General features: G+C 33.6%; 20 protein-coding genes and 4 tRNA genes. 1 reads left to right on the forward strand and 23 read right to left on the reverse strand.

The features are described from left to right. Positions 1-224: 224 nt before the first annotated feature. From rpoB to ACFX5D_RS07890, 17 genes are all read right to left on the reverse strand, one after another. Positions 225-4,037 (reverse strand): DNA-directed RNA polymerase subunit beta, encoded by a 3,813-nt coding sequence (gene rpoB / locus ACFX5D_RS07810; protein ID WP_103999665.1) that lies wholly within the window; start codon positions 4,035-4,037, stop codon positions 225-227. 271 nt (positions 4,038-4,308) lie between these two features. Continuing rightward, positions 4,309-4,677, reverse strand: coding sequence for a 50S ribosomal protein L7/L12 (gene rplL, locus ACFX5D_RS07815; RefSeq protein WP_039109063.1), 369 nt, complete (start codon positions 4,675-4,677; stop codon positions 4,309-4,311). Between the two features lie 90 nt (positions 4,678-4,767). After that, the gene (rplJ, locus tag ACFX5D_RS07820; protein ID WP_073203487.1) at positions 4,768-5,280 is read right to left on the reverse strand and encodes a 50S ribosomal protein L10; all 513 of its coding nucleotides are present in this window, start codon (positions 5,278-5,280) and stop codon (positions 4,768-4,770) included. A 22-nt stretch (positions 5,281-5,302) separates the two neighbouring features. Further along, entirely contained in the window at positions 5,303-5,992 is a 690-nt protein-coding gene (rplA, locus tag ACFX5D_RS07825; protein WP_379857687.1) for a 50S ribosomal protein L1, read from the reverse strand. A gap of 13 nt (positions 5,993-6,005) precedes the next feature. Next, on the reverse strand, positions 6,006-6,443 hold the full coding sequence (rplK, locus tag ACFX5D_RS07830) for a 50S ribosomal protein L11 (protein ID WP_035619182.1): 438 nt from the start codon (positions 6,441-6,443) through the stop codon (positions 6,006-6,008). A 67-nt stretch (positions 6,444-6,510) separates the two neighbouring features. After that, entirely contained in the window at positions 6,511-7,062 is a 552-nt protein-coding gene (gene nusG, locus ACFX5D_RS07835; protein ID WP_103999662.1) for a transcription termination/antitermination protein NusG, read from the reverse strand. Between the two features lie 10 nt (positions 7,063-7,072). Next, positions 7,073-7,270, reverse strand: coding sequence for a preprotein translocase subunit SecE (gene secE / locus ACFX5D_RS07840; RefSeq protein WP_103999661.1), 198 nt, complete (start codon positions 7,268-7,270; stop codon positions 7,073-7,075). A gap of 18 nt (positions 7,271-7,288) precedes the next feature. Beyond that, positions 7,289-7,359, reverse strand: a tRNA-Trp gene (locus ACFX5D_RS07845). 56 nt (positions 7,360-7,415) lie between these two features. Beyond that, on the reverse strand, positions 7,416-8,603 hold the full coding sequence (gene tuf, locus ACFX5D_RS07850) for an elongation factor Tu (RefSeq protein ID WP_131477776.1): 1,188 nt from the start codon (positions 8,601-8,603) through the stop codon (positions 7,416-7,418). Between the two features lie 54 nt (positions 8,604-8,657). Further along, positions 8,658-8,729, reverse strand: a tRNA-Thr gene (locus ACFX5D_RS07855). 85 nt (positions 8,730-8,814) lie between these two features. Next, a tRNA-Tyr gene (locus ACFX5D_RS07860) sits at positions 8,815-8,895 on the reverse strand. Between the two features lie 33 nt (positions 8,896-8,928). Then, positions 8,929-9,002: transfer RNA gene (locus ACFX5D_RS07865), tRNA-Thr, on the reverse strand. A 90-nt stretch (positions 9,003-9,092) separates the two neighbouring features. Further along, the gene (hpf, locus tag ACFX5D_RS07870) at positions 9,093-9,395 is read right to left on the reverse strand and encodes a ribosome hibernation-promoting factor, HPF/YfiA family (protein WP_103999765.1); all 303 of its coding nucleotides are present in this window, start codon (positions 9,393-9,395) and stop codon (positions 9,093-9,095) included. A 33-nt stretch (positions 9,396-9,428) separates the two neighbouring features. Beyond that, positions 9,429-10,322: a tyrosine-type recombinase/integrase gene (locus tag ACFX5D_RS07875; RefSeq protein ID WP_379857688.1), complete on the reverse strand. Its 894-nt coding sequence runs from the start codon at positions 10,320-10,322 to the stop codon at positions 9,429-9,431. Between the two features lie 71 nt (positions 10,323-10,393). After that, positions 10,394-10,588: a 30S ribosomal protein S21 gene (rpsU, locus tag ACFX5D_RS07880; RefSeq protein WP_035670421.1), complete on the reverse strand. Its 195-nt coding sequence runs from the start codon at positions 10,586-10,588 to the stop codon at positions 10,394-10,396. A 241-nt stretch (positions 10,589-10,829) separates the two neighbouring features. Further along, positions 10,830-11,999, reverse strand: a complete 1,170-nt coding sequence (locus ACFX5D_RS07885; RefSeq protein ID WP_379857689.1) for an acyl-CoA dehydrogenase family protein — start codon at positions 11,997-11,999, stop codon at positions 10,830-10,832. A 197-nt stretch (positions 12,000-12,196) separates the two neighbouring features. Then, on the reverse strand, positions 12,197-13,084 hold the full coding sequence (locus ACFX5D_RS07890) for a ComEA family DNA-binding protein (protein WP_379857690.1): 888 nt from the start codon (positions 13,082-13,084) through the stop codon (positions 12,197-12,199). Between the two features lie 279 nt (positions 13,085-13,363). On the opposite strand from ACFX5D_RS07890, the gene ACFX5D_RS07895 reads away from it, so the two are divergent. Then, complete coding sequence (locus ACFX5D_RS07895; RefSeq protein WP_379857691.1) at positions 13,364-15,001, forward strand: amino acid permease; 1,638 nt, start codon at positions 13,364-13,366, stop codon at positions 14,999-15,001. Between the two features lie 80 nt (positions 15,002-15,081). Here the strand turns inward: ACFX5D_RS07895 and ACFX5D_RS07900 are convergent, their stop codons facing one another. The 6 genes from ACFX5D_RS07900 to ACFX5D_RS07925 all read right to left on the reverse strand — a co-directional run bounded on the left by ACFX5D_RS07900 (position 15,082) and on the right by ACFX5D_RS07925 (position 22,718). Continuing rightward, positions 15,082-15,309: a PspC domain-containing protein gene (locus ACFX5D_RS07900; protein ID WP_379857692.1), complete on the reverse strand. Its 228-nt coding sequence runs from the start codon at positions 15,307-15,309 to the stop codon at positions 15,082-15,084. A 65-nt stretch (positions 15,310-15,374) separates the two neighbouring features. Further along, on the reverse strand, positions 15,375-16,646 hold the full coding sequence (locus tag ACFX5D_RS07905) for a DUF2851 family protein (protein ID WP_379857693.1): 1,272 nt from the start codon (positions 16,644-16,646) through the stop codon (positions 15,375-15,377). Between the two features lie 133 nt (positions 16,647-16,779). Beyond that, positions 16,780-17,262, reverse strand: coding sequence for a 3'-5' exonuclease (locus ACFX5D_RS07910; protein WP_379857694.1), 483 nt, complete (start codon positions 17,260-17,262; stop codon positions 16,780-16,782). A gap of 99 nt (positions 17,263-17,361) precedes the next feature. Then, positions 17,362-18,723: a pyridoxal-phosphate dependent enzyme gene (locus ACFX5D_RS07915; RefSeq protein ID WP_379857695.1), complete on the reverse strand. Its 1,362-nt coding sequence runs from the start codon at positions 18,721-18,723 to the stop codon at positions 17,362-17,364. A gap of 240 nt (positions 18,724-18,963) precedes the next feature. Further along, positions 18,964-20,922, reverse strand: a complete 1,959-nt coding sequence (locus ACFX5D_RS07920; RefSeq protein ID WP_379857696.1) for a putative porin — start codon at positions 20,920-20,922, stop codon at positions 18,964-18,966. Positions 20,923-21,188: 266 nt separating this feature from the next. Further along, a complete protein-coding gene (locus ACFX5D_RS07925) occupies positions 21,189-22,718 on the reverse strand; it encodes a RagB/SusD family nutrient uptake outer membrane protein (RefSeq protein ID WP_379857697.1) in 1,530 nt (509 codons plus the stop codon). Between the last annotated feature and the right edge of the window lie 17 nt (positions 22,719-22,735).

The raw sequence follows: 22,735 nt of genomic DNA on the forward strand, positions 1-22,735 counted from the left end.
TGCAATTAAAAATTGATTGTAGATTTATGATTTACTTAAATCATTAAACTATTACCTCGAATTACTTCTCTAAACTTCAAACAAAAAAAATTTGAAGTGCTAATTATAAAACCTCTTGGTTCTAAATAAAAAATCGGAACGGGTTACGGGTATAAATCCTAAAAACTTTTATAAATGAGTAATCAGTCCCGATAAAAACCGAGACTGATTACTACAAATATTATTTATTCTTCTAAACGAATGTCAAGTCCAAGACCTTTCAATTCATGCATTAATACATTGAATGATTCAGGTAATCCTGGTTCTGGCATAGATTCACCTTTTACGATTGCTTCGTAAGTTTTAGCTCTACCGATAACATCATCAGACTTCACAGTCAAGATTTCTCTAAGAGTACTTGACGCTCCATAAGCCTCAAGTGCCCAAACTTCCATCTCTCCAAAACGTTGACCTCCAAATTGAGCTTTACCTCCAAGTGGTTGTTGAGTAATCAACGAGTATGGACCTATAGAACGTGCGTGCATTTTATCGTCAACCATGTGTCCAAGTTTCAACATGTAGATAACTCCTACTGTTGCCGCTTGATGGAAACGCTCTCCTGTACCACCATCATATAAATGTGTATGTCCAAAACGTGGTACTCCAGCTTCGTCAGTCAATTCATTAATTTGATCTAAAGTTGCTCCGTCAAAAATTGGTGTCGCAAATTTTCTACCCAAATTCTGTCCAGCCCAACCTAAAACAGTTTCATAAATTTGACCAATGTTCATACGTGAAGGTACACCTAATGGGTTCAGCACGATATCAACTGGTGTTCCGTCCTCAAGGAAAGGCATATCTTCATGACGAACAATACGAGCAACAATACCTTTGTTACCGTGACGTCCCGCCATTTTATCCCCAACTTTCAGTTTACGTTTCTTAGCAATATAAATTTTAGCTAATTTCAAAATTCCAGCTGGCAATTCATCACCAACAGTAATTGTGAATTTCTCTCTACGTAAAGCCCCTTGTAAATCGTTCAATTTAATTTTATAGTTATGAATTAAATCATTAACCATTTTATTAGTAGCATCATCAGCTACCCATTGACCTTTACTTAAGTGAGCAAAATCTTCAACAGCATAAAGCATTTTTTGAGTATATTTTTTACCTTTTGGTAAAACTTCTTCACCCAAATCATTCATTACACCTTGAGATGTTTTTCCGTTTACGATCAAGAAAAGTTTTTCAACTAATTTGTCTTTTAATTCAACAAATTTAACTTCAAACTCCATTTCAAGTGCTCCTAAAGCGTCCTTGTCTTGTGTACGTTTACGTTTATCTTTTACTGCTCTCGCGAACAATTTTTTGTCTAAAACAACACCGTGTAAAGATGGAGATGCTTTTAATGAAGCATCTTTCACATCACCTGCTTTATCCCCGAAGATTGCACGAAGCAATTTCTCTTCCGGAGTAGGATCTGATTCCCCTTTTGGAGTAATTTTTCCGATAAGAATGTCGCCAGGTTTAACCTCGGCTCCAATTCTAATCATACCATTTTCATCTAAATCTTTAGTAGCTTCTTCAGAAACGTTTGGTATATCATTCGTTAATTCTTCGTTACCTAATTTAGTATCTCTAACTTCTAATGAATAATCATCAACGTGAATAGAGGTAAAAATATCGTCACGAACTACTTTTTCAGAAATTACAATCGCATCCTCAAAGTTGTATCCTTTCCATGGCATAAATGCAACTTTTAGGTTTCTACCTAAAGCTAATTCACCATTTTGAGTAGCATAACCTTCTGACAATACTTGCCCAGGAACCACTCTATCCCCTTTTCTTACGATAGGTTTTAGATTGATACTTGTACCTTGATTGGTTTTTCTAAATTTAATTAGGTTGTATGTTTTTTCATCAGGCTCAAAACTCACCATTCTTTCTTCCTCAGAACGATCGTATTTGATAGTGATAATATTTGCATCTACATATTCAATAACTCCATCTCCTTCAGCGTTAATTAAAACTCTAGAATCAGAAGCAACTTGACGCTCTAAACCAGTTCCAACAATTGGAGCTTCAGGACGAATTAGTGGTACGGCCTGACGCATCATGTTGGATCCCATCAAGGCTCTATTCGCATCATCATGTTCTAAGAAAGGAATCAAAGAAGCTGAGATAGACGCAATTTGGTTTGGAGCAACATCAGTATAATCTACCCTTGTTGGTTCAATTACCGGGAAATCACCTTCTTGACGTGCAATTACGTCTTCGGCAGTAATTTTTCCTGTAGCATCCATTTGAATGTTTGCCTGAGCAATCATCATTCCTTCTTCTTCTTCTGCGCTTAAGTACACTGGAGTAGAAACTAAATCTACAGTTCCGTTAGTTACTTTACGGTAAGGTGTTTCGATGAAACCCATTCCGTTTACTTTAGCATAAACACCTAGAGAAGATATCAAACCAATGTTCGGTCCCTCAGGAGTTTCAATTGGACATAAACGTCCGTAATGCGTATAGTGAACGTCACGTACCTCAAAACCTGCTCTTTCTCTCGAAAGTCCACCTGGTCCTAGTGCAGATAATCTTCTTTTGTGCGTAATCTCCGCCAGTGGGTTTGTTTGATCCATAAACTGAGACAACTGGTTTGTTCCAAAGAAAGAGTTGATAACAGATGATAATGTTTTAGCATTAATCAAATCTATTGGTGTAAACACCTCGTTATCTCTAACGTTCATGCGCTCTCTAATAGTTCTAGCCATACGAGCTAAACCAACACCGAATTGTTGAGACAATTGTTCACCAACTGTTCTAACACGACGGTTTGATAAGTGATCAATATCATCAATCTCTGCTTTAGAGTTAATTAATTCGATCAAATATTTTACAATGGTAATGATATCTTCTTTGGTAAGCACTTGCTTTTCCATTGGAATATCTAAACCAAGTTTTTTGTTCATTCTATAACGACCTACTTCACCTAAGTTGTAACGTTGGTCCGAGAAGAACAATTTATCAATAATACCACGAGCAGTTTCTTCATCAGGCGGTTCTGCGTTACGTAATTGTCTGTAAATATGCTCAACAGCTTCTTTTTCAGAATTTGTTGGATCTTTTTGAAGCGTATTGTGAATAATAGCATAATCCCCTTGATTAGCATCTTCTTTATGCAACAAAATAGATTTAACGTTAGAATCAATGATTTCTTCCACATTATCTTTATCGATAATTGTATCTCTATCAAGAATTATTTCGTTACGTTCGATAGAAACTACTTCACCAGTATCTTCATCTACGAAATCTTCATGCCATGTGTTCAATACACGAGCAGCTAATTTTCTACCGATATATTTTTTAAGTCCTGTTTTAGAAACTTTAATTTCCTCTGCAAGATCAAAAATCTCTAGGATATCCTTGTCTCTTTCGAATCCAATTGCACGGAATAAAGTTGTTACAGGTAATTTTTTCTTTCTGTCGATATAAGCATACATTACACTGTTTATATCTGTAGAAAATTCTATCCAAGAACCTTTAAAAGGAATTACTCTGGCAGAATATAATTTTGTTCCATTTGCATGGAATGATTGACCAAAGAAAACACCAGGTGATCTATGTAATTGCGAAACAACTACACGCTCAGCACCATTTATAACAAAGGTACCGCTTGGTGTCATGTAAGGGATTGTACCAAGATAAACATCTTGAACAATAGTTTCAAAATCCTCATGTTCCGGATCTGTACAATACAGTTTTAACCTTGCTTTTAAAGGCACACTGTAAGTAAGACCTCTTTCTATACATTCTTGAATTGTATAACGTGGTGGATCTACAAAATAATCAAGGAATTCCAATACAAAGTTATTTCTTGTATCAGTAATTGGGAAGTTTTCCATGAAGGTATTGTAAAGCCCTTCGTCGCCTCTTTCGTCAGATTTAGTTTCTAATTGAAAAAAATCTTTAAACGATTTAACCTGAACATCTAGAAAATCTGGATAATCAGGAATATTTTTTGTTGAGGCAAAATTCAATCTTTCAGTTTGATTTGTTATCATCAATGGACAAAATTTTGATTAAAAAAGTAATTTTTTTGTACAAATATTAATTTACTTATACGTTCTTTTACAACCATTACATCTTTAAAAACCAATTTAAGATAACTACTTTCTTATTATCTGTTAATTTTTTTTCCTCGTAATGGGTAAAATGAATTGATTATAAAAGACTAATTTGTAATAATACAAGGTAGACTTTGTTATACGAAAAATGGTTTAGGTCTTTGGATTTGCATCCAAGACCTAAACCTAATTCTCAAAAAGAGTTAAACTATTTAAGTTCAACCTCAGCTCCAGCTTCTTCTAAAGATTTTTTAAGCCCTTCAGCTTCTTCTTTAGAAACACCCTCTTTTACATTACTTGGTGCGCTGTCAACTACATCTTTAGCTTCTTTCAAACCTAAACCTGTAAGTTCTTTTACTAATTTCACAACTGCTAATTTAGAAGCACCTGCTGCTTTTAATACAACTGTAAATTCTGTTTGAACGTCTTCAGCAGCAGCTTCACCACCACCTGAAACTACTACAGCTGCAGCAGCTGGTTCGATTCCGTACTCATCTTTTAATATTGTTGCTAATTCGTTAACTTCTTTTACCGTTAGGTTAACTAATTGTTCTGCGAATTGTTTCAAATCTGCCATTTTTTCTATCGTTTTAAAATGATTTGTAAAAATATAATTTATTTATTGTGCGCTTTTTTAAATAAAAACTAGAGTAAAACTCTATTTTTATTATGCTTCCACTTCTTCTGTAGCCTCTTCGCTTTTTGCGAATTGGTTTTGAAGAGCAGAGATAACTCTTTGTGCCGGTGACTGCAATAATCCAATAAGTTCGCCGATAAGCTCTTCTTTAGATTTAATAGTTGCTAATGCATCTAATTGATCGTCTCCAATATAGATTTCAGCATTAATATAAGCTCCTTTTAATACAGGTTTAGCTGATTTTTTTCTGAAATCTTTTATTATTTTACCAGGAGCGTTTGCTATGTCAGAAATAAATATAGCGCTATTACCAGTCAAAACTGAAGGTAAATCACCATAATCATTAGCCGAAGCTTCCATTGCTTTTGCAAGCAAAGTATTTTTAACAACTTCTAATTTTATACCTGCTTTAAAACAAGCTCTTCTCAAATTTGAAGTAGTCTCTGCATTAAGTCCAGAAATATCAGATACATAAACAATGTTTGTACCAGCTAACTGTGCAGTTAAAACTTCAATCGCAATTGATTTTTCTTCTCTAGTCATACTAAAAATTTTTAACTACCAATTATACCGCTTTAGGATCCAATGCAATTGCTGGACTCATAGTGCTAGTTAGGTAAATACTTTTAATGTAAGTTCCTTTAGCCGCAGTTGGTTTAAGTTTGATTAATGTTTGAATAATTTCGTGAGCATTGTCAACAATTTGTTCAGTTCCAAAAGAAACTTTACCAATTCCTGCATGCACTATACCAGTTTTATCAACTTTGAAGTCAATTTTACCAGCTTTTACTTCTTGAACAGCTTTTGCAACATCCATAGTTACAGTACCTGTTTTAGGGTTAGGCATTAAACCTCTAGGTCCTAAAATACGACCTAATGGACCTAATTTACCCATAACAGAAGGCATCGTGATAATTACATCAACATCTGTCCAACCGTCTTTAATTTTTTGTAAATAATCGTCAAGACCTACATAATCTGCACCCGCTGCTAAAGCTTCCGCTTCTTTATCCGGAGTAACCAATGCTAATACCTTAACGTCTTTACCAGTTCCATGAGGTAATGTTACCACACCTCTTACCATTTGATTCGCTTTTCTTGGATCTACACCCAATCGAACTGCGATGTCAACAGACTCATCAAATTTTGCGGAAGAAACTACTTTTATTAATGCCGCAGCATCTTTAAGAGAATATAGTTTGTTCTTTTCAATTTTTGAAGCAGCCTCTTTTTGCTTTTTTGTCAATTTTGCCATGTTTTTCTCTTAATTAAAAAGGAGAATCTCCTGATACAGTTATACCCATAGATCTAGCTGTTCCAGCAACCATACTCATTGCAGACTCCATAGTGAATGCGTTTAAGTCCGGCATCTTGTCTTCAGCAATAGCTCTAATTTGTTCCCAAGTAACACTAGCTACTTTTTTACGATTAGGCTCACCAGAACCAGATTTTAGCTTTGCAGCTTCCATTAACTGAACTGCTGCGGGAGGAGTTTTTACAACAAAATCAAATGATTTGTCTTTATACACAGTAATTTGTACTGGGCATATTTTGCCGGGTTTATCTTGAGTTCTAGCATTAAATTGCTTACAGAACTCCATGATGTTTACCCCAGCAGCTCCTAAAGCAGGTCCAACCGGTGGCGATGGATTCGCAGCACCTCCCTTAACTTGTAGTTTAACTACCTTACTAATTTCTTTAGCCATTTTTTAAAAAATTTAACACAACAATCATTGGAAGCGATTGTAGTGGATATTATAGATGTAACAAAAATTATACTTTTTCAACTTGCATAAAACTTAACTCCAATGGTGTTTTTCTTCCGAAAATCTTAACCATCACTTCAAGTTTACGCTTCTCTTCGTTAATTTTTTCAACAGTACCATTGAAACCATTAAACGGACCATCAACAACTTTTATAGTTTCCCCTAAGTTGAATGGTATAGATCGAGTATCTGTGTTAACAGCCAACTCATCAACTTTACCTAACATTCTGTTTACTTCAGAAACTCTTAACGGAACAGGTTCTCCATTTTTTGTTTCACCTAAAAAACCGATAACACTTGTTATAGATTTAATAATATGAGGAATTTCTCCAATTAGGTTTGCTTCAATCATAACATAACCAGGAAAATAAACCTTATCCTTGATTATTTTTTTTCCTTCTTTAACAGTAACCACTTTCTCAGTAGGAACCAAAACCTGCGAAACATAATCACCCATACCTAATCTTGCGATTTCAGTTTCGATGTATGCTTTCACTTTATTTTCCTGTCCGCTTACTGCTCTAACGACATACCACTTTTTTATACTACTATCTGCCATGACAAAAAAATTATGCTTTTATCCAGTTAAAAAATCCGGCTAATGCTTTTGCAAAAATTTCATCAACTCCCCAAGTTGCCAAGGCGAATACTACTGAAAATACAGCCACAATAATTGTTAGACGTTGTACTTCAGCCCAAGCTGGCCAAGTTACATTTGACTTCAACTCCTCAAATGCTTCTGATATGTAATTAACAACTTTTGTCATTGTGATTTAGTTTATTTGCACGGGCGGAGGGATTCGAACCCCCATCAACGGTTTTGGAGACCGCTATTCTACCCTTGAACTACGCCCGTAGTAAAAAGCCAGCAACAACCAAAGCGGCTACTGGCTTTATAATTTATTAATAGGATTAAGCTACTATCTCAGTTACCTGACCAGCACCTACTGTTCTACCACCTTCACGGATAGCAAAACGCAAACCAACACTTAATGCAATTGCACTAAGCAATACAACATCAATTGTTAAGTTATCCCCAGGCATAACCATTTCTACACCTGTTGGCAAAGTAATGATACCTGTTACATCAGTTGTACGTACGTAAAACTGTGGACGGTAGTTATTATGAAATGGTGTATGACGACCACCTTCTTCTTTTTTCAAAATATAAACCTCAGCTTTGAAAGTAGCGTGTGGCTTAACTGAACCTGGCTTACAAATAACCATTCCTCTTTTGATGTCTTCTTTCTGAATACCTCTTAAAAGAATACCTACGTTATCTCCAGCTTCTCCTCTATCAAGGATTTTACGGAACATCTCAACTCCAGTAATAGTAGAAGTTAATTTTTCAGCTCCCATACCAATGATTTCAACTGGATCTCCAGTATTAGCAACACCTGTTTCGATACGACCTGTAGCTACAGTTCCACGACCAGTGATTGAGAATACATCTTCAACAGGCATTAAGAAAGGTTTTGCAACATCTCTTACTGGCTCTTCGATCCAAGAATCTACAGCCGCCATCAATTCAAGAATTTTTGGTACCCAAACTGGATCATTATTTAATCCACCTAAAGCTGAACCTTGAACAACAGGACCATTATCTCCATCATATTCATAGAAAGATAACAAGTCTCTGATTTCCATCTCAACTAATTCAAGTAATTCCTCATCATCAACCATATCCACTTTGTTCATGAATACAACCATTCTAGGAATACCTACTTGACGACCTAAAAGGATATGCTCACGTGTTTGTGGCATAGGACCATCAGTCGCAGCAACTACAAGAATAGCACCATCCATTTGAGCAGCACCTGTCACCATGTTTTTTACGTAATCTGCGTGACCTGGACAGTCAACGTGAGCGTAATGACGATTAGCAGTTTCATACTCAACGTGAGATGTATTAATTGTAATACCTCTTTCTTTTTCTTCTGGAGCATTATCAATTTGATCAAATGATTTTGCTTGACAGTAACCTGCATCAGACAATACTTTTGTAATTGCCGCAGTTAATGTCGTTTTTCCGTGATCCACGTGCCCAATTGTTCCAATGTTTAAATGGGGCTTGTTACGGTTAAAATTTTCCTTTGCCATTTTACTTAATTTTTAATCTTAGTTATATATTAATTTCTATTTCCTGCTTACTTGAGCCAATGTCGGGAATTGAACCCGAGACCTCTTCCTTACCAAGGAAGCACTCTACCCCTGAGCTACACCGGCAGAATCCTTGATGTCAGAATTTGATTTGAGATTTCAGATTCAAAAAAAAATTTAAAACCTTAATTTCAACATCTACTTTATTCTGTGGGGAGAGCAGGATTCGAACCTGCGAAGTTTACACAGCAGATTTACAGTCTGCCCTCGTTGGCCGCTTGAGTATCTCCCCTACTTTTATTATTGTCAAACCGTTACAGTCTTGAGCCGGCGGAGGGACTCGAACCCACGACCTGCTGATTACAAATCAGCTGCTCTAGCCAACTGAGCTACGCTGGCGAATCAATAAAAAAAGTCCGCTATTTCTAACGGACTGCAAATGTAGAGATTTTATCTTTGATTCAAAACATTTTTTAAAAAAAATTTATATTAAATATGTGAACTTATTTTTTCTTTCCTTTTTACCAACAATCTTTCTAAAGATTCTGCACAAAGCTCCACTGCTTCTTCAAAAATTTTACACTGCTTTTTAACTACAAAATCATCGCCCGGAACATTAATTTTAATCTCGGCAATTTTGTTCTCCTTATCGCTCGTCTTTTCAACCTTTAAAAAAACATCTGCCGATACTACTTTATCGTAATATTTTTCTAATTTGTCCATTCTTTCTTGAACAAAATCTACCAGTTTTTTGTCAACAGTAAAGTTAACCGCTTGAACATTTACCTTCATAATCAATTTTTTTAATAGTTAAACATTTTCGAATTACTTCTGATTCCTTGGGTGCGCATTTTTATATACTTTCTTTAGTTCTGACAAACTATTGTGCGTATATATTTGTGTTGATGCCAGACTGGAATGTCCCAATAATTCTTTCACCGAATTCAAATCAGCCCCGTTATTTAATAGATGAGTAGCAAACGTATGTCGCAATATATGCGGACTCTTTTTTACTTTCTCGGAGACAGCACTAAAGTAAGAATTTATTAACCGATACACAAAGGTATCATTCAATTTTAACCCTTTTTTTGTTAGAAAAATATAATCATTATCTACGATAGATTCTAAACACAATCGCTCTTGCACATACAACGAGAATTGCTCTGAAATTATTGGCAAAACCGGAAGTATTCTTTCTTTGTTTCTTTTACCTAGAACCTTTATCACACAACTTGACAAATTAACATTCATTAACTTTAAATGAATCAGCTCAGTCCTTCTCATACCAGTAGTGTAAAACAAATCGACTATAAGTTTATTTCTAATCTCTTCAAAGCCTATCGGGTTTTGCATGTGAGTTAATGCATCTGCAACTTCTTTTTCAGAAAATGGAATTTGAAGCATCTTAGGAACCTTTAACGCTTTGTGTTTCAATAGGGGACTAACTTCAACTTGTTTTGTTTTTAACAGAAATTTGTAAAATGCTTTTAAGGACGCAATCTTTCTATTAACAGTTACATTTGACAAGTTATCATCAACAAGCGACACAATCCAACTTCTAATTTGATTGTAGTTTACCTGATCTATATTCTCTTGATCAAATTGAAGTTTATTGAATGTCTCGAAGCATCCTAAATCAGTCAAATACGCATTTACAGTATGCGGAGAATATTTCTTCTCCATTTGTAGATAATCCCGAAATGCATTTTTATTATTCATAAAAAAAACCGTTAGCATCAAAGTTATAAAACTTTTAATGACTAACGGTAATTTATTTTAATAGATATTGACTAACTCTCTAAGTTATCTCTCATATTTTGGATATAAGCCGCTTTTTGAATTTTGATTCTATTCGTTACTGACGGCTTAATAAAAGCAGTACGTGCTCTTAGTTGACGAACAGTTCCTGTTTTATCAAATTTTCTTTTGTAACGTTTTAACGCTCTATCGATATTTTCTCCGTCTTTAATTGGTATAATTAACATAATATAGACACCCCCTTTCTTTAGGTTGCAAAAGTAATCAAAATTTTGAATTATGAGTTATGAATATAGATTTATTTTTTAATTAAATTTCGAGACAATCAGATTTTTAAATTGTCAGACTAAATAGATTAATCTATAATTCAAAGACGTATTTCTTGACTGTTTTAATAACGAAAAAAGCCAAGTTACAATTTCTTGCTTCTTGGCTCTATATTCTATTCTTTATATTCAAAAAAAGTTATTATTCCACCGCTGGCTTATAATTTTGTTTATCAATTATCATTTTCGATAAAATCTCCTTAAGGATTTCTGAAGTTCCCCCACCTATAGGTCCCAAACGACTATCTCTAAATAAACGTGCTAACGGATAATCTTCCATATAGCCATAACCTCCCAACATTTGCAAGCAACTATAAATTGTTTCATCAGCCACTTTTGTAGATTTCAATTTGGCCATTGTAGCCTCCTTTACCACATATTCTCCTTTATCTAATCGGGCTACAGCAGCATAATTAAACACTTTACAATGCTCAACATCTGTCGCATGCTCTACTAATGTATGCCTTAACGCTTGAAACTTATCTATTGTTCTGCCAAATGCTTCTCGTTGTGACATGTATTCTATTGTATATTCAATCGCATACTCAGCTCTTGCATGAGCATTTATTGCCATAATCAATCGCTCTAAAGCAAAATGCTGCATAATATAAGGAAACCCTTTGCCTTCTTCACCCATCAAGTTTTCAACGGGAATTTCGACATTATCAAATGCAATTTCAGCAGTATCTGAAGCTCTCCAACCTAATTTATCCAGTTTTACAGTGGAAACTCCTTTAAGGTTGGTATCCATCAAAAATATGCTAATTCCTTTATTTCCCAGATCCGGACTCGTTTTTGCAGCAACTACATAATAATCGGCATAAACACCGTTCGTTATAAATGTTTTAGAACCATTAATAACATATTTATCTCCTTTTTTCACAGCAGTAGTGCGCATACCCGCAACATCACTACCTCCAAAAGGCTCTGTAATACACAATGCTCCTATTTTATCTCCAGAAATACTTGGTACTAAATAATCTTGTTTAATACGCTCATCACCTTCCGCATTCAAATGTGTCATTGCTAAATAAGAATGCGCCCACATAGCAGCGGCAAAACCAGATGATTTTATTTTTTGAAGTTCTTCTAAAAAAATAACGGTGTAAAATAAATCTAAATTCAATCCTCCATAAGCTTCGCGATAATTTATTCCGAAAAAGCCCATTTCTCCAAACTTTTTCCATATAAAACGCTCAATTGTGCCAGTTTTCTCCCATTTTTCAATATGAGGCACAACTTCTTTAAGTAAAAAACCTTGTAAACTTGCTCTAAATAATTGATGTTCTTCTGTAAAATATATTGAATTCATATAATTAATTAATTTTTTTATTTTAATAAGTTGCGGTCATCTATTTTTTTAATTAAAAACAAAAACAGGTTTTTTTGTTCCAAATTTTAGTGTCTTATACCAATAGAATTTCTACTAATTGGAAAAACTAAAATCAGTAGTAATAAGACACTTTTTTAGCCATTCAAAAAATAAACAACCCACTTATTTAGGCACTTTTAATTAAAAACCAAATATAGTTCTATTATTTTTATTTTATCAACAGGAAACCCCTTAATTTTTGTTAAATCCTCAATATTTTTAATATCTCCATGCATACTTCTAAACGTTACAATTTCTTTTGCCAATGGGAACCTGAAATAGGAAAATTGAGAAAGTTCTTTTAATGAAGCGTTATTGATGTCTATTTTTTTAAAATTTGGAATCACCGAAACCTTAAAATGAGTATTCAAATTCGCGATAACTTCTGGCGATAACCCCCAAACATCTTTCATCTGCTCCATAGAAACAAATCCTCCAAGATTTTCCTTTTGCTTCAAGATTCTAATGGAAATTGCTTCGCCAATACCATAAATATTTATCAAATCTTCTTTTGTGGCATTATTAATATCGATAAAAATTATTTTTTCTTTTTCAGTGAAAGCCTTATTTGAATATCTCTCATAAGATTTAAACTGCTTCTTATTATTTACCCAATCTGGAAATTTAAAAAGGGGAGCTATTGCATTTAATAACGAATCCGAAACCTGCGTTACGTTTTGGAATTCCTTAGCGGAATTAACGTATTTATTCTCTTTTCTAAAAGCCAACAGACGGTCAATCTCTTGAACAGACATTCCTAACTTATAGCCTTTGTAGTCGGAAATAAAATTGGGATTGAAAAGATAAATTTTAGGTAACTCCTTTTTTCCTACAATTTTCATGGAATCAATTTGAGATTGCAGCGAAAGCCACTTTTGCTTTTCTGGAAACTCTTTTGCCAAAGCGCTAAAATTTACAAAAAAATAGAGAATCTGTAAAACTATGATGATTCCACACAACACAAAAACGCCTTTACGCTGTTCTCGCGAAAAAATAAAGTACCCACTTATTATTTTAAAACTCATACTTTGTGACTATATTAATGTTATCTCATTTTTTTCTAAAATCTAAAAATAAGAAATATTTTACGACATTCCAGCTTCTTTAAAAAATATTCAAAGACACAATTGACATCTATAAAGCGCAAACGCAAATTACTTGGCCATAAAAAAACATATTTTAAAAAAAACAAATACAGTAAAACATTGCTGAATTATAATTTTATGACTTAAATCCTAATTATTATTTTTATTTTTTATAAAAAACAATACATTTGGTGCTTAATAACAAAAAAACCATAAAACATGTCTATTTGGAAAAGAAAACCATTAGCTCAGCTTTTAGCAGAAGCTGCAGATTCTGAAAAGGGATTAAAGAAAACATTAACCGCACCCGGATTGGTTGCACTAGGAATCGGAGCAATTATTGGAGCTGGATTATTTTCAATAACTGGACTTGCTGCATCAATGAATGCAGGACCAGCAATAACCATTTCGTTTCTAGTTGCTGCATTTGGATGTATTTTCGCCGGTTTATGTTATGCCGAATTTTCTTCAATGATTCCCGTTGCTGGAAGTGCCTACACGTACTCTTTTGCAACAATGGGCGAATTTGTTGCTTGGATTATTGGATGGGATTTAGTTTTAGAATATGCTGTAGGCGCCGCAACTGTTTCAATTAGTTGGTCCAGGTATTTTGGAAAATTCTTAGGCGGTTATGGGATTCATATAGACGAAGCTTATATGCTTTCGCCTTTTGAAGGCGGAATAATTAACATTCCTGCTGTTTGTATCGTTATGATTATGTCCTTGATTTTAATTCGTGGTACGCGAGAATCAGCATTAATAAACGGTATTATTGTTTTATTAAAAGTTACTGTAGTTTTAGTATTCATTGCAGTGGGATGGCAATACATAAGACCTGAAAACTACACACCATATATCCCCGAAAACACAGGTAAATTTGGAGAATTTGGATTTTCTGGAATAATTAGAGCCGCGGCAATAGTATTTTTCGCTTATATCGGTTTTGACGCAGTTTCAACAGCCGCTCAAGAAGCTAAAAACCCTAAAAGAGATATGCCAATTGGAATATTGTTATCATTAGCAATCTGCACGATTCTTTATATTCTATTTGCACATGTAATGACAGGAGTTGTAAATTACCAAGCCTTTGCAGGAAAAGACGGAATTGCACCTGTTGCAATTGCAGTTGAAGCAATGGGAACTGTTGGTCCTAACGGAATGATAACACCAGCCTACCCTTGGCTAAACAATGCTATTTTACTAGCTATTTTAGGCGGTTATTCTTCCGTAATTTTAGTGATGTTGATGGGGCAAAGTAGAGTATTCTTCTCTATGAGTAAAGACGGCTTGATGCCAAAAGTGTTCTCAGAAGTACATGCGAAATTTAGAACTCCAGCAAAAAACAATTTATTGTTTATGGTAATTGTGAGTCTTTTTGCAGCGTTTGTCCCAGCAAGAGTAGTTGGAGAAATGACGAGTATTGGAACTTTATTCGCTTTCATTCTGGTTTGTATTGGAGTCCTTATTATGCGTAAGAAAATGCCAGAAGCACCAAGAGCTTTCAGAACTCCTTTTGTACCTTTTGTGCCAATTGCAGGTGTTTTAGTATGCTTATTCATGATGGTGTTTTTACCTTTAGACACTTGGATTCGTCTTATTGTTTGGATGATGATTGGATTTGATTTATACTTATTCTACGGAATGAAACACAGTATTTTAAACAAAGGAAATTTTGGTTTAAACAGCTACAAAACTGTTTCGGCCATAGGTTTGGGAATGGTATTAACATTGATTCTCGTAGCCTATATCAATCAATTAGATCCAAGCGCGGAAGGTAGCTTTCTGTTTTATTTCGCTCTAATATTTGCTGCTATACATTCATTTATTTATGCCTATAGCTACAAAAAAACAAGATAATTAAGGTAATTTATTTCAATAAAAAATGGATTATGAAGTATTTCAAGTACTTTATAATCCATTTTTTTATTGAAGTTATTTTACAAATCAAAAACCGAAGTGCGTTTTGCCCGAATTAAATCCTTCAGACGAATCCAAAAGGCCGAGGTTAAATAAACTGCAAACCATAATCCTGCTGTAACAAATGACAAGTAAATAAAAAACAATCGTACACTACTGGCACGCATTCCTAATGTGTCCGCTAAACGGGAAGAAACATGAAAACCATGTTTTTCAAAGAAGAACTTAAGCTTAATAATTGCAGCCATTTTTATGAATTAAGAACTTAGACAAAATTACAAAATTATCCTGTTCACGATTTTCTAATTAGTAATTATTTTTTTTTCAATAATTCAATCCCGACAGCACATTTTAAACATTTACTTTTACTGCAATATTCATTTTTGAGTTGCAATAAAGATTGTGTCTCAAAAGCACTTTTTGTCTCTATTCCAAAAAAATTAAATTTATCTATAACAGCATTTTTCTCTGGAGATACTTCATTTAAAAGATATATTAAATCTTCATAAATTTCCTTTCCTATACTTTTTGCATAAGCAAACTGCAGTGGAATTATTGTATTTATAATAATCAGATCAATAAAAGATTTAGAAAGTAGTTTCTTTTTCTTCGGGCTTTCCTTATCAAACTGGTAATGATTTAACCAATAGTCTGACGCAGATACTTGAAACACTTCATAAATAGCTTTTAACGAATTCACTGTATTTATTTTCGAAAATAAATTTTGCTGACTGTGGTATAAATTGGCTAATTGGGATAATCTAATAGTTGGGAAATTATCAGGACGATGCTTGAAAAACTGAACTGGTTCAATTGAATTTTTCTCCAGTTGATATTTATGCAGCAGATAAAAATACCTAAATTTCAAATCTTTAAAATAATTATCTTCTTTATCTGAATCCAATAATCCAGCATTACCAAAAAGCAACGATTCTAAATTCTCGACCTCAAAGCTTTCTTTTCTTATAATAGAAAAAGGAATTGACTGCGCTATTTTTATAAAAATTTCACCATTAGCGTTCAAGCCGAAATTTTTAGCTAAAAGGCAAAACAAAACCGATTCCCAATCTTGGTTGGTTCGTTCCAATAAATCGAATATTGGTTGCGATTTCCTTTCTAAACGTTCAAAAAACAAACGTTCTTGCCAGTTTTTTAATGCAAATTCATCGATATCTATCAATTGTTTTTCACAGAATATCCAAGATTTTGGAGAGATGAGCGATTGATAGTTTTCGACAGTTTCTTTTTCGACATATTTTTTAAGCTCTAAAACTGGAATTTCAGTATTATTGCTTCTGAATATTTCTGTATCATGTTCCCAAACAACGTGAAGAATCACGTTTTCATACGCTGAATCCCTCTCATGATGATGCACATACCAATCCGAAGATTTAAGATGAATCTCCACATTTCCAGCCCATTTTTGATCTCCAATGGCAATTTGAGCATTGAAAAAATCAGGACCCGCCAACTCCAAATATTGTCCAACATTAATGATTGTGATTACCTCTTCATTATAAGTTTTCAATTTTAAGGCATCAAACTTCTTGAATTTCCAGAGATAATGTAGAAAATCTTCTTTCATTTAATATTTTTTATATAATAGCTTAAAAATGAAAGACTAAAGTACTCAAAAAATAAACAACTTACCTTACAAAATAAAAACAATATATAAGTAATACCACTAATTGGGATTGCTTCGTTCCTCTCAATTACAACTACCTCAATAAATACAATTTGGCACAAGCCCGAGCATCAGATAAAGCCTCGTGATGATTCAGTTGAATTTTCATTTCCCTACAACAATCACTTAATTTAGTTGGTTTTAATCCTTTGGCTTTATAAATTTTTACCGTACATTCCCAACGAGGCGCCAAATTCAAATCGGCATAATCGAGATTATAAAGCGCCATTGATTTAGCGAGAACATTTCTATCGAAACTTTCATTGTGAGCCACAACTACTCTATTTTTCAGCCGTTTTTGTATTTCAGGATATACTTGTGCAAATGATTTTGCGTTGACCGTATCTCGTGGGTAAATCCCATGCACTTGAATGGTAAAGGGACTATATTCATTATTCGGCGGTTTGATTAGTGTCACAAACTCATCGACAATAATACCATTTTCTACGGTAACAATACCTACAGAGCAGGGATGGAATGCGGTTGCAGTTTCAAAATCTATGGCGGTAAAGGTCATATTATAAATTTGTTATAAATCTAAAAAGCCACAAATTTAACAAAATAAACTCGTCAAATTCATGGCTGTAAAAATTTTAATATTTCGGACAACAAAAATTTATTTTATCGACCCAATAATATCATATTTCGTGATAATATGATGTCTGCCGTTCCCTAAATCGATCAGAACAGCTTCATTTTCTTTGCTGAATAGTTTAGAAACTTCTTCGATTGGCGTACCTAATTTTACAATTGGGTAGGATTTTCCCATTATTTCTCTAATGGGTCTTTCGGCTGAATTTTTGTCATCTACATAACTTTGAAATAAATCACTCTCATCCACAGAACCTACAAATCCGGTAATATCAATCACTGGAATTTGAGAGATTTTATATTTACGCATACGTTCAATAGCATGAGATACTAATTCTTCCGTACGAACGATTACTAATGGTTTGTCTATATGGTCTTTGATTACATCCTCGGCCTTTGTAATTTCTTCTTCAAGAAAACCTCTTTCACGCATCCAATCGTCATTGAACATTTTACCCACATAACGGCTTCCTGAATCATGGAAAAGAACCACAACGACATCTTCCGGTTTGAAATGTTCTTTGAGTTGCAATAATCCTTTTATCGCTGCTCCTGCAGAATTACCAACAAAAATCCCTTCTTCAAGAGCAATTTTACGGGTATAAACTGCTGCGTCTTTATCCGTTACTTTCGTAAATCCATCAATCAAAGCGAAGTTTACATTTTCAGGTAAAATGTCCTCACCTATTCCTTCTGTACTGTACGAATAAATTTCATTTTCGTCAAAAATTCCTGTTTCATGATACTTTTTAAATACAGAACCGTAGGTATCAATCCCCCAGATTTTAATATTCGAATTTTTCTCTTTCAAGTATTTTCCAACTCCGGAAATCGTCCCTCCTGTCCCTACACCAGATACAAAATGAGTTATTTTACCTTCTGTTTGTTCCCAAATCTCAGGTCCTGTTTGCTCGTAATGTGCTAATGCATTTGATGGATTATCGTACTGATTCACATACCAAGAATTCGGTGTTTCTTCGGCCAGTCTTTTAGAAACAGAATAATAAGAACGTGGATCCGTTGGTTCAACATCCGTAGGACATACCACTACTTTTGCGCCTACAGCACGAAGAATATCCATCTTCTCTTTGGATTGTTTGTCTGAGATTACACAAATCAATTTGTATCCTTTTATAATAGCTACCAATGCTAATCCCATTCCCGTATTTCCCGAAGTCCCTTCAATAATAGTCCCTCCTGGTTTTAATCTTCCATCTGCTTCGGCATCTTCAATCATTTTAACAGCCATTCTGTCCTTTACGGAATTTCCTGGATTAAAAGTTTCTACTTTAGCAAGTACCAAAGCATCGATTCCAGTAACAACCTTATTAAGTTTTACTAAGGGTGTATTGCCAATTGTGCCTAATATGTTTTCTGCGTAGTGCATTTTATTATTCATTTAAAAATGTGAGTTGTTACAAATCGCAACACAAAGATAGTATTTTGTTACAAAATAATATGAATTACCAAATTATGCATAAATCATTACGTCACAAAACTTTTATGATACAATTATCACGTAAATTTCATTTAAAGCAACATTTTTTATTTTTCTACCTAATGTATAAAAATATATCGGGAAGAATGATAAATATGTTTTCACAATAAAATGCTGTACTAATATTTATTAATTGAAGAAATTCCAAACCAATCCAAAACGAATTGTAAAATCACGATAAGGATTGTTAGGTGAAGAATAAAAATTATTACTTGACAAAGCTGAATTAAAATGTTCGGCTTTTATGTAAATTCTGGTTCTTTGAATCTTTGCATTAACAAAAAAATCAAGGTTGGGATAGTTTCCAATTTTTTTTTCATTTTGAACAAAAAATTCACCTATTACCGGATTATATTCGTTACCAAAATATTTAGTAAAATAATTCAGTGAAATACCGGTTTGTAAGAACAATGCCTTCTTTTTGAAAAAATATCCTGAATAGTAAAAAGTATTTCTGGTTACAATCTCAGGTACATTTATGATATCCTCTTGCTGACCCACTTTTTGATATAAAATCGTATTATCTAAAGCAAAACTCCCAAATTTAAATTCTTTGTTGGCTTTTATGGATAAATAATTTATGGTTTTTTCGTATTGTGTTGGCGCAACTATTTGTGTGCGGACCAATATTTGAGCTACCGTTGAAACATCGGCAAAATAAAGATGATCATTTAATACAGAATACTGAAGCGAAGCATTGACCCACGGCGTAACTGCATTAACAGACACAGCATTTATTTTTTCATTTTTAAAAGCATTTGACCAGTTGTACTGAACGTAACTGCTTTGATATAAATCATAATTATTATTTGGCAACTTATTTATGTTTTGATATTGAAATGTCAATTCCGCTTCCGCATTGTAATTGTATTTCAACTTGGCCTCTAAATTCGACAACGATTGATTGGTAACGGATCTTGAATATAAAAATTTTCCATTCCACTTATTTTTTTGATACTCATATTGCCCACCAATATTATTTATATTTTGGCTCAAAGAACTTGGAACCGTCTTACTATCAAAAATCAAAATTTGACTGTAATAATAATTCGATCTAAAATCATCTGCAAAAAACTGAAATTTCCCCAAGGTAGTATTTTCATAAGTTAGTCCCATTTTATTATACATTTTATTGTAATGGGTTTGATCATTTATACCAGTATTTTTAAAAGATTCACCAAAACGGTAAACTATCGTTCCTCCTACCGAGGATACAACTGTAGCTTGATTGTATTCGAAAAATTTGTTTTCGTAATTAAACTGATGGTTTACATATAAATTATTAGCTCCTTTTGTGGCATTAATTCTAAAATTATGATCTAAAAAAACTCTTTTCCCTTTCAGAAATGATTTAGCATCATTCAAAAATACCTCTAACCGTTGTCTGTTATTAAATTTTGGGTCTTCACTTTCAAAATCAATATCTGCTGTAATTCCTCCATTTTCATGATTTAAAATATCCTGATAGGTGTAATGCGCATTGGAGAAATATCTTTTATTTTTAGTGTTGTAACTTACCGTAAATCTGAAATTTCCTGTGCTTGACAATTGATTTATATACAAACCCTCAGAACGTAATCCTTTGTAAGCTATAGAAAAATTAAGGTTTTCCGAGGTATTCAAAGTAATAAATGAATCTACTGACTGGCCTTTTTTAATGGTAGTTTTAAAATATAATTCCGTCGCAGGAGTTGCTACAGAGCTGTATCGCACCTGATTTGCTTCTAGGAAATTGAAATGTTTTGCTTTGAATCCAAATTCAGGAAAGGGGGAAAAATCCGTTAGACTATATTGCAGGGTATTATAAGTTTGTCCATCATTAGCAAAAGCTAAAAGCCCAAAAGTATCTTTTCTTAAGTAATTATGACTGTATTCTCTTTGAATGCTCAATGAAGTATCAATATAAGTGGTATCACGATCTAAAGAAATAACGCGGTACTGATCTATAGTAGCCAAAGGTTGTTTTGGTTTTTTTATGGAGTCGGAACTATTGTATTTACTGTCGGAATCTAAAGTCTTGCTACTTTTTTCCTGAGAAAAGAGCAAAGTGGAGAATGATAAAAAAATAAAAAAAAAGAGAATTCTCATTAGCAGATTGTATAATTAGACAATTATTTTTACTGTCATACTAAAGCAAAGGTAAATTAAAAAACACATAAACAAAAAACAGTTGAAAGAAGCTTTTCCAAATCTATAAATTATTACTTAGATCAAATAAATTACAATGACTGTAGATTGCTAAGATGCATAACTAAAGTTTAAAGAAACCATTTTCGAATATATTATTTATTTTAGGGTTTAAAACAAAAAAAACCGGCACCAAGTGCCGGTTTAAATAATTAAAGATAAAATAATTAATATCCAGGATTCTGTTGAATTCCAGGATTCGCATTTAATTCATCTTGAGGTACTGGCAATGCAAATTTACTACTAGTTAAAGGTAAATTTGTAGGATTTGCAGCAGGATAATTAGCAGAACTTGAAGAATAATCCGCAGGATTTCTATCAATTCCTACACCGGCTAAAACACCAAGTCTTTTTAAGTCAATAAATCTGTAACCTTCAAATGCAAACTCTAACCTTCTTTGGTTTAGTATAGCTTTCCATGCATCAGTTGCAGAAGTGTAAACAGGTAATACTTGCGCTTCAGGAAATCTTTTATCCAAAATAGCCTTTATAGCGATTGCAGCACCAGGTAGATCACCTGCAGCTACTCTAGCTTCCGCTTTAATAAAATACATTTCAGATAATCTAACGATTTTAAAATCACTATTTAAATTACCAACAGATCCAGAACCACGATGCTTCCCAATAATTAATTTGTCAGTATTTCTGTAATCAGCTGAAGTAGCATAATTAGGATCCGCAATCGATGATGGGTGAACAATAGCAGACCTTCTTACATCAGTAGGATTAGCATCTAAAATATTGTATAAAGATCTTCCAATTTCATAAAATGGAGAACCTGTGATTGTAGTGGTAACAGACGCATAACCATTCCCTAAATTTGTAGCCTGCGCAGACTGCTGGATTGTTCTTTTTAATCTAAAAATTACTTCAGTATTAGCGGGTTCACTATCAGTGTGAAAAATACTGTTATAATTAGAATCATTTGCCAAAACAATTCCAGAAGTAGTAATTACGTCATTAGCCCAAGTCTCCGCATTTACATAATCCCCTTTTAAAGCATAAGCTCTAGCTTTTAATGCTTTTGCTAAATTTTTATTAGGATATAAAGTAACAGCTGCACCTGTATACGGTGAAGTAGTTAAAGAATTAAATATTATCAATGCAGCATCTAAATCAGAGTGAATAGAAGTATAAAACTCGCCATTTTTGCTTCTTGGTAAACCCGCATCCGTGGATAAAATTATCTTATTAGCCAATACCGCTGCTAAGGCATCATTGCTTTTAGGATCTGGAGAAAAATAAGACAATAACTTAATATGACATAAAGCTCTAACAACTAAAGCTTCTGCCTTCAATCTAGAGATTAAAGCTGCATCTGCCGGACTAACTGGAGTTACTTTATCAGAAAAAGCAATAACACGATTAGCTCTTGACAACGCATAATAGGAAGAATTCCATATTTCAGTTGGTGAAAATGAAGAAGTGTTTAAAAAGAAAACATAATTATCACTAATTCCTTGACCTCCATTTGCAAAACCGATACCAACTTCATCCGTAAAAACAGAACTAAAAATAATATCTTCTCGGTTTGCTAGCAAGCCATAAGTAGAATTCATTACTCTTTGTAAATCAGATGAAGCCGTAATTGCCACATCTTCAGTTAAAGAACCCGGAGTAAAGGGCTCCAACAAATCATTATTACAAGAAACAAAGAATGCACCTGTAAATATAAATAATATAAATATTTTTTTCATTTTTATAAAATTATAAA

Source organism: Flavobacterium fructosi (assembly GCF_042787335.1).
Classification (GTDB): Bacteria; Bacteroidota; Bacteroidia; order Flavobacteriales; family Flavobacteriaceae; genus Flavobacterium; species Flavobacterium fructosi.

Bases quoted from the DNA above. Each gene is read 5' to 3' on its own strand.
- ACFX5D_RS07915 (WP_379857695.1), bottom strand. From the start codon at position 18,723: ATGCACTACGCAGAAAACATATTAGGCACAATTGGCAATACACCCTTA.
- ACFX5D_RS07890 (WP_379857690.1), bottom strand. From the start codon at position 13,084: ATGAGTTTTAAAATAATAAGTGGGTACTTTATTTTTTCGCGAGAACAG.
- rpsU (WP_035670421.1), bottom strand. From the start codon at position 10,588: ATGTTAATTATACCAATTAAAGACGGAGAAAATATCGATAGAGCGTTA.
- nusG (WP_103999662.1), bottom strand. From the start codon at position 7,062: ATGGCAGATAGTAGTATAAAAAAGTGGTATGTCGTTAGAGCAGTAAGC.
- hpf (WP_103999765.1), bottom strand. From the start codon at position 9,395: ATGAAGGTAAATGTTCAAGCGGTTAACTTTACTGTTGACAAAAAACTG.
- rpoB (WP_103999665.1), bottom strand. From the start codon at position 4,037: ATGATAACAAATCAAACTGAAAGATTGAATTTTGCCTCAACAAAAAAT.
- ACFX5D_RS07875 (WP_379857688.1), bottom strand. From the start codon at position 10,322: ATGAATAATAAAAATGCATTTCGGGATTATCTACAAATGGAGAAGAAA.
- ACFX5D_RS07905 (WP_379857693.1), bottom strand. From the start codon at position 16,646: ATGAAAGAAGATTTTCTACATTATCTCTGGAAATTCAAGAAGTTTGAT.
- rplA (WP_379857687.1), bottom strand. From the start codon at position 5,992: ATGGCAAAATTGACAAAAAAGCAAAAAGAGGCTGCTTCAAAAATTGAA.
- ACFX5D_RS07895 (WP_379857691.1), top strand. From the start codon at position 13,364: ATGTCTATTTGGAAAAGAAAACCATTAGCTCAGCTTTTAGCAGAAGCT.
- tuf (WP_131477776.1), bottom strand. From the start codon at position 8,603: ATGGCAAAGGAAAATTTTAACCGTAACAAGCCCCATTTAAACATTGGA.
- ACFX5D_RS07925 (WP_379857697.1), bottom strand. From the start codon at position 22,718: ATGAAAAAAATATTTATATTATTTATATTTACAGGTGCATTCTTTGTT.
- ACFX5D_RS07900 (WP_379857692.1), bottom strand. From the start codon at position 15,309: ATGGCTGCAATTATTAAGCTTAAGTTCTTCTTTGAAAAACATGGTTTT.
- rplJ (WP_073203487.1), bottom strand. From the start codon at position 5,280: ATGACTAGAGAAGAAAAATCAATTGCGATTGAAGTTTTAACTGCACAG.
- ACFX5D_RS07920 (WP_379857696.1), bottom strand. From the start codon at position 20,922: ATGAGAATTCTCTTTTTTTTTATTTTTTTATCATTCTCCACTTTGCTC.
- secE (WP_103999661.1), bottom strand. From the start codon at position 7,270: ATGACAAAAGTTGTTAATTACATATCAGAAGCATTTGAGGAGTTGAAG.
- rplL (WP_039109063.1), bottom strand. From the start codon at position 4,677: ATGGCAGATTTGAAACAATTCGCAGAACAATTAGTTAACCTAACGGTA.
- ACFX5D_RS07910 (WP_379857694.1), bottom strand. From the start codon at position 17,262: ATGACCTTTACCGCCATAGATTTTGAAACTGCAACCGCATTCCATCCC.
- rplK (WP_035619182.1), bottom strand. From the start codon at position 6,443: ATGGCTAAAGAAATTAGTAAGGTAGTTAAACTACAAGTTAAGGGAGGT.
- ACFX5D_RS07885 (WP_379857689.1), bottom strand. From the start codon at position 11,999: ATGAATTCAATATATTTTACAGAAGAACATCAATTATTTAGAGCAAGT.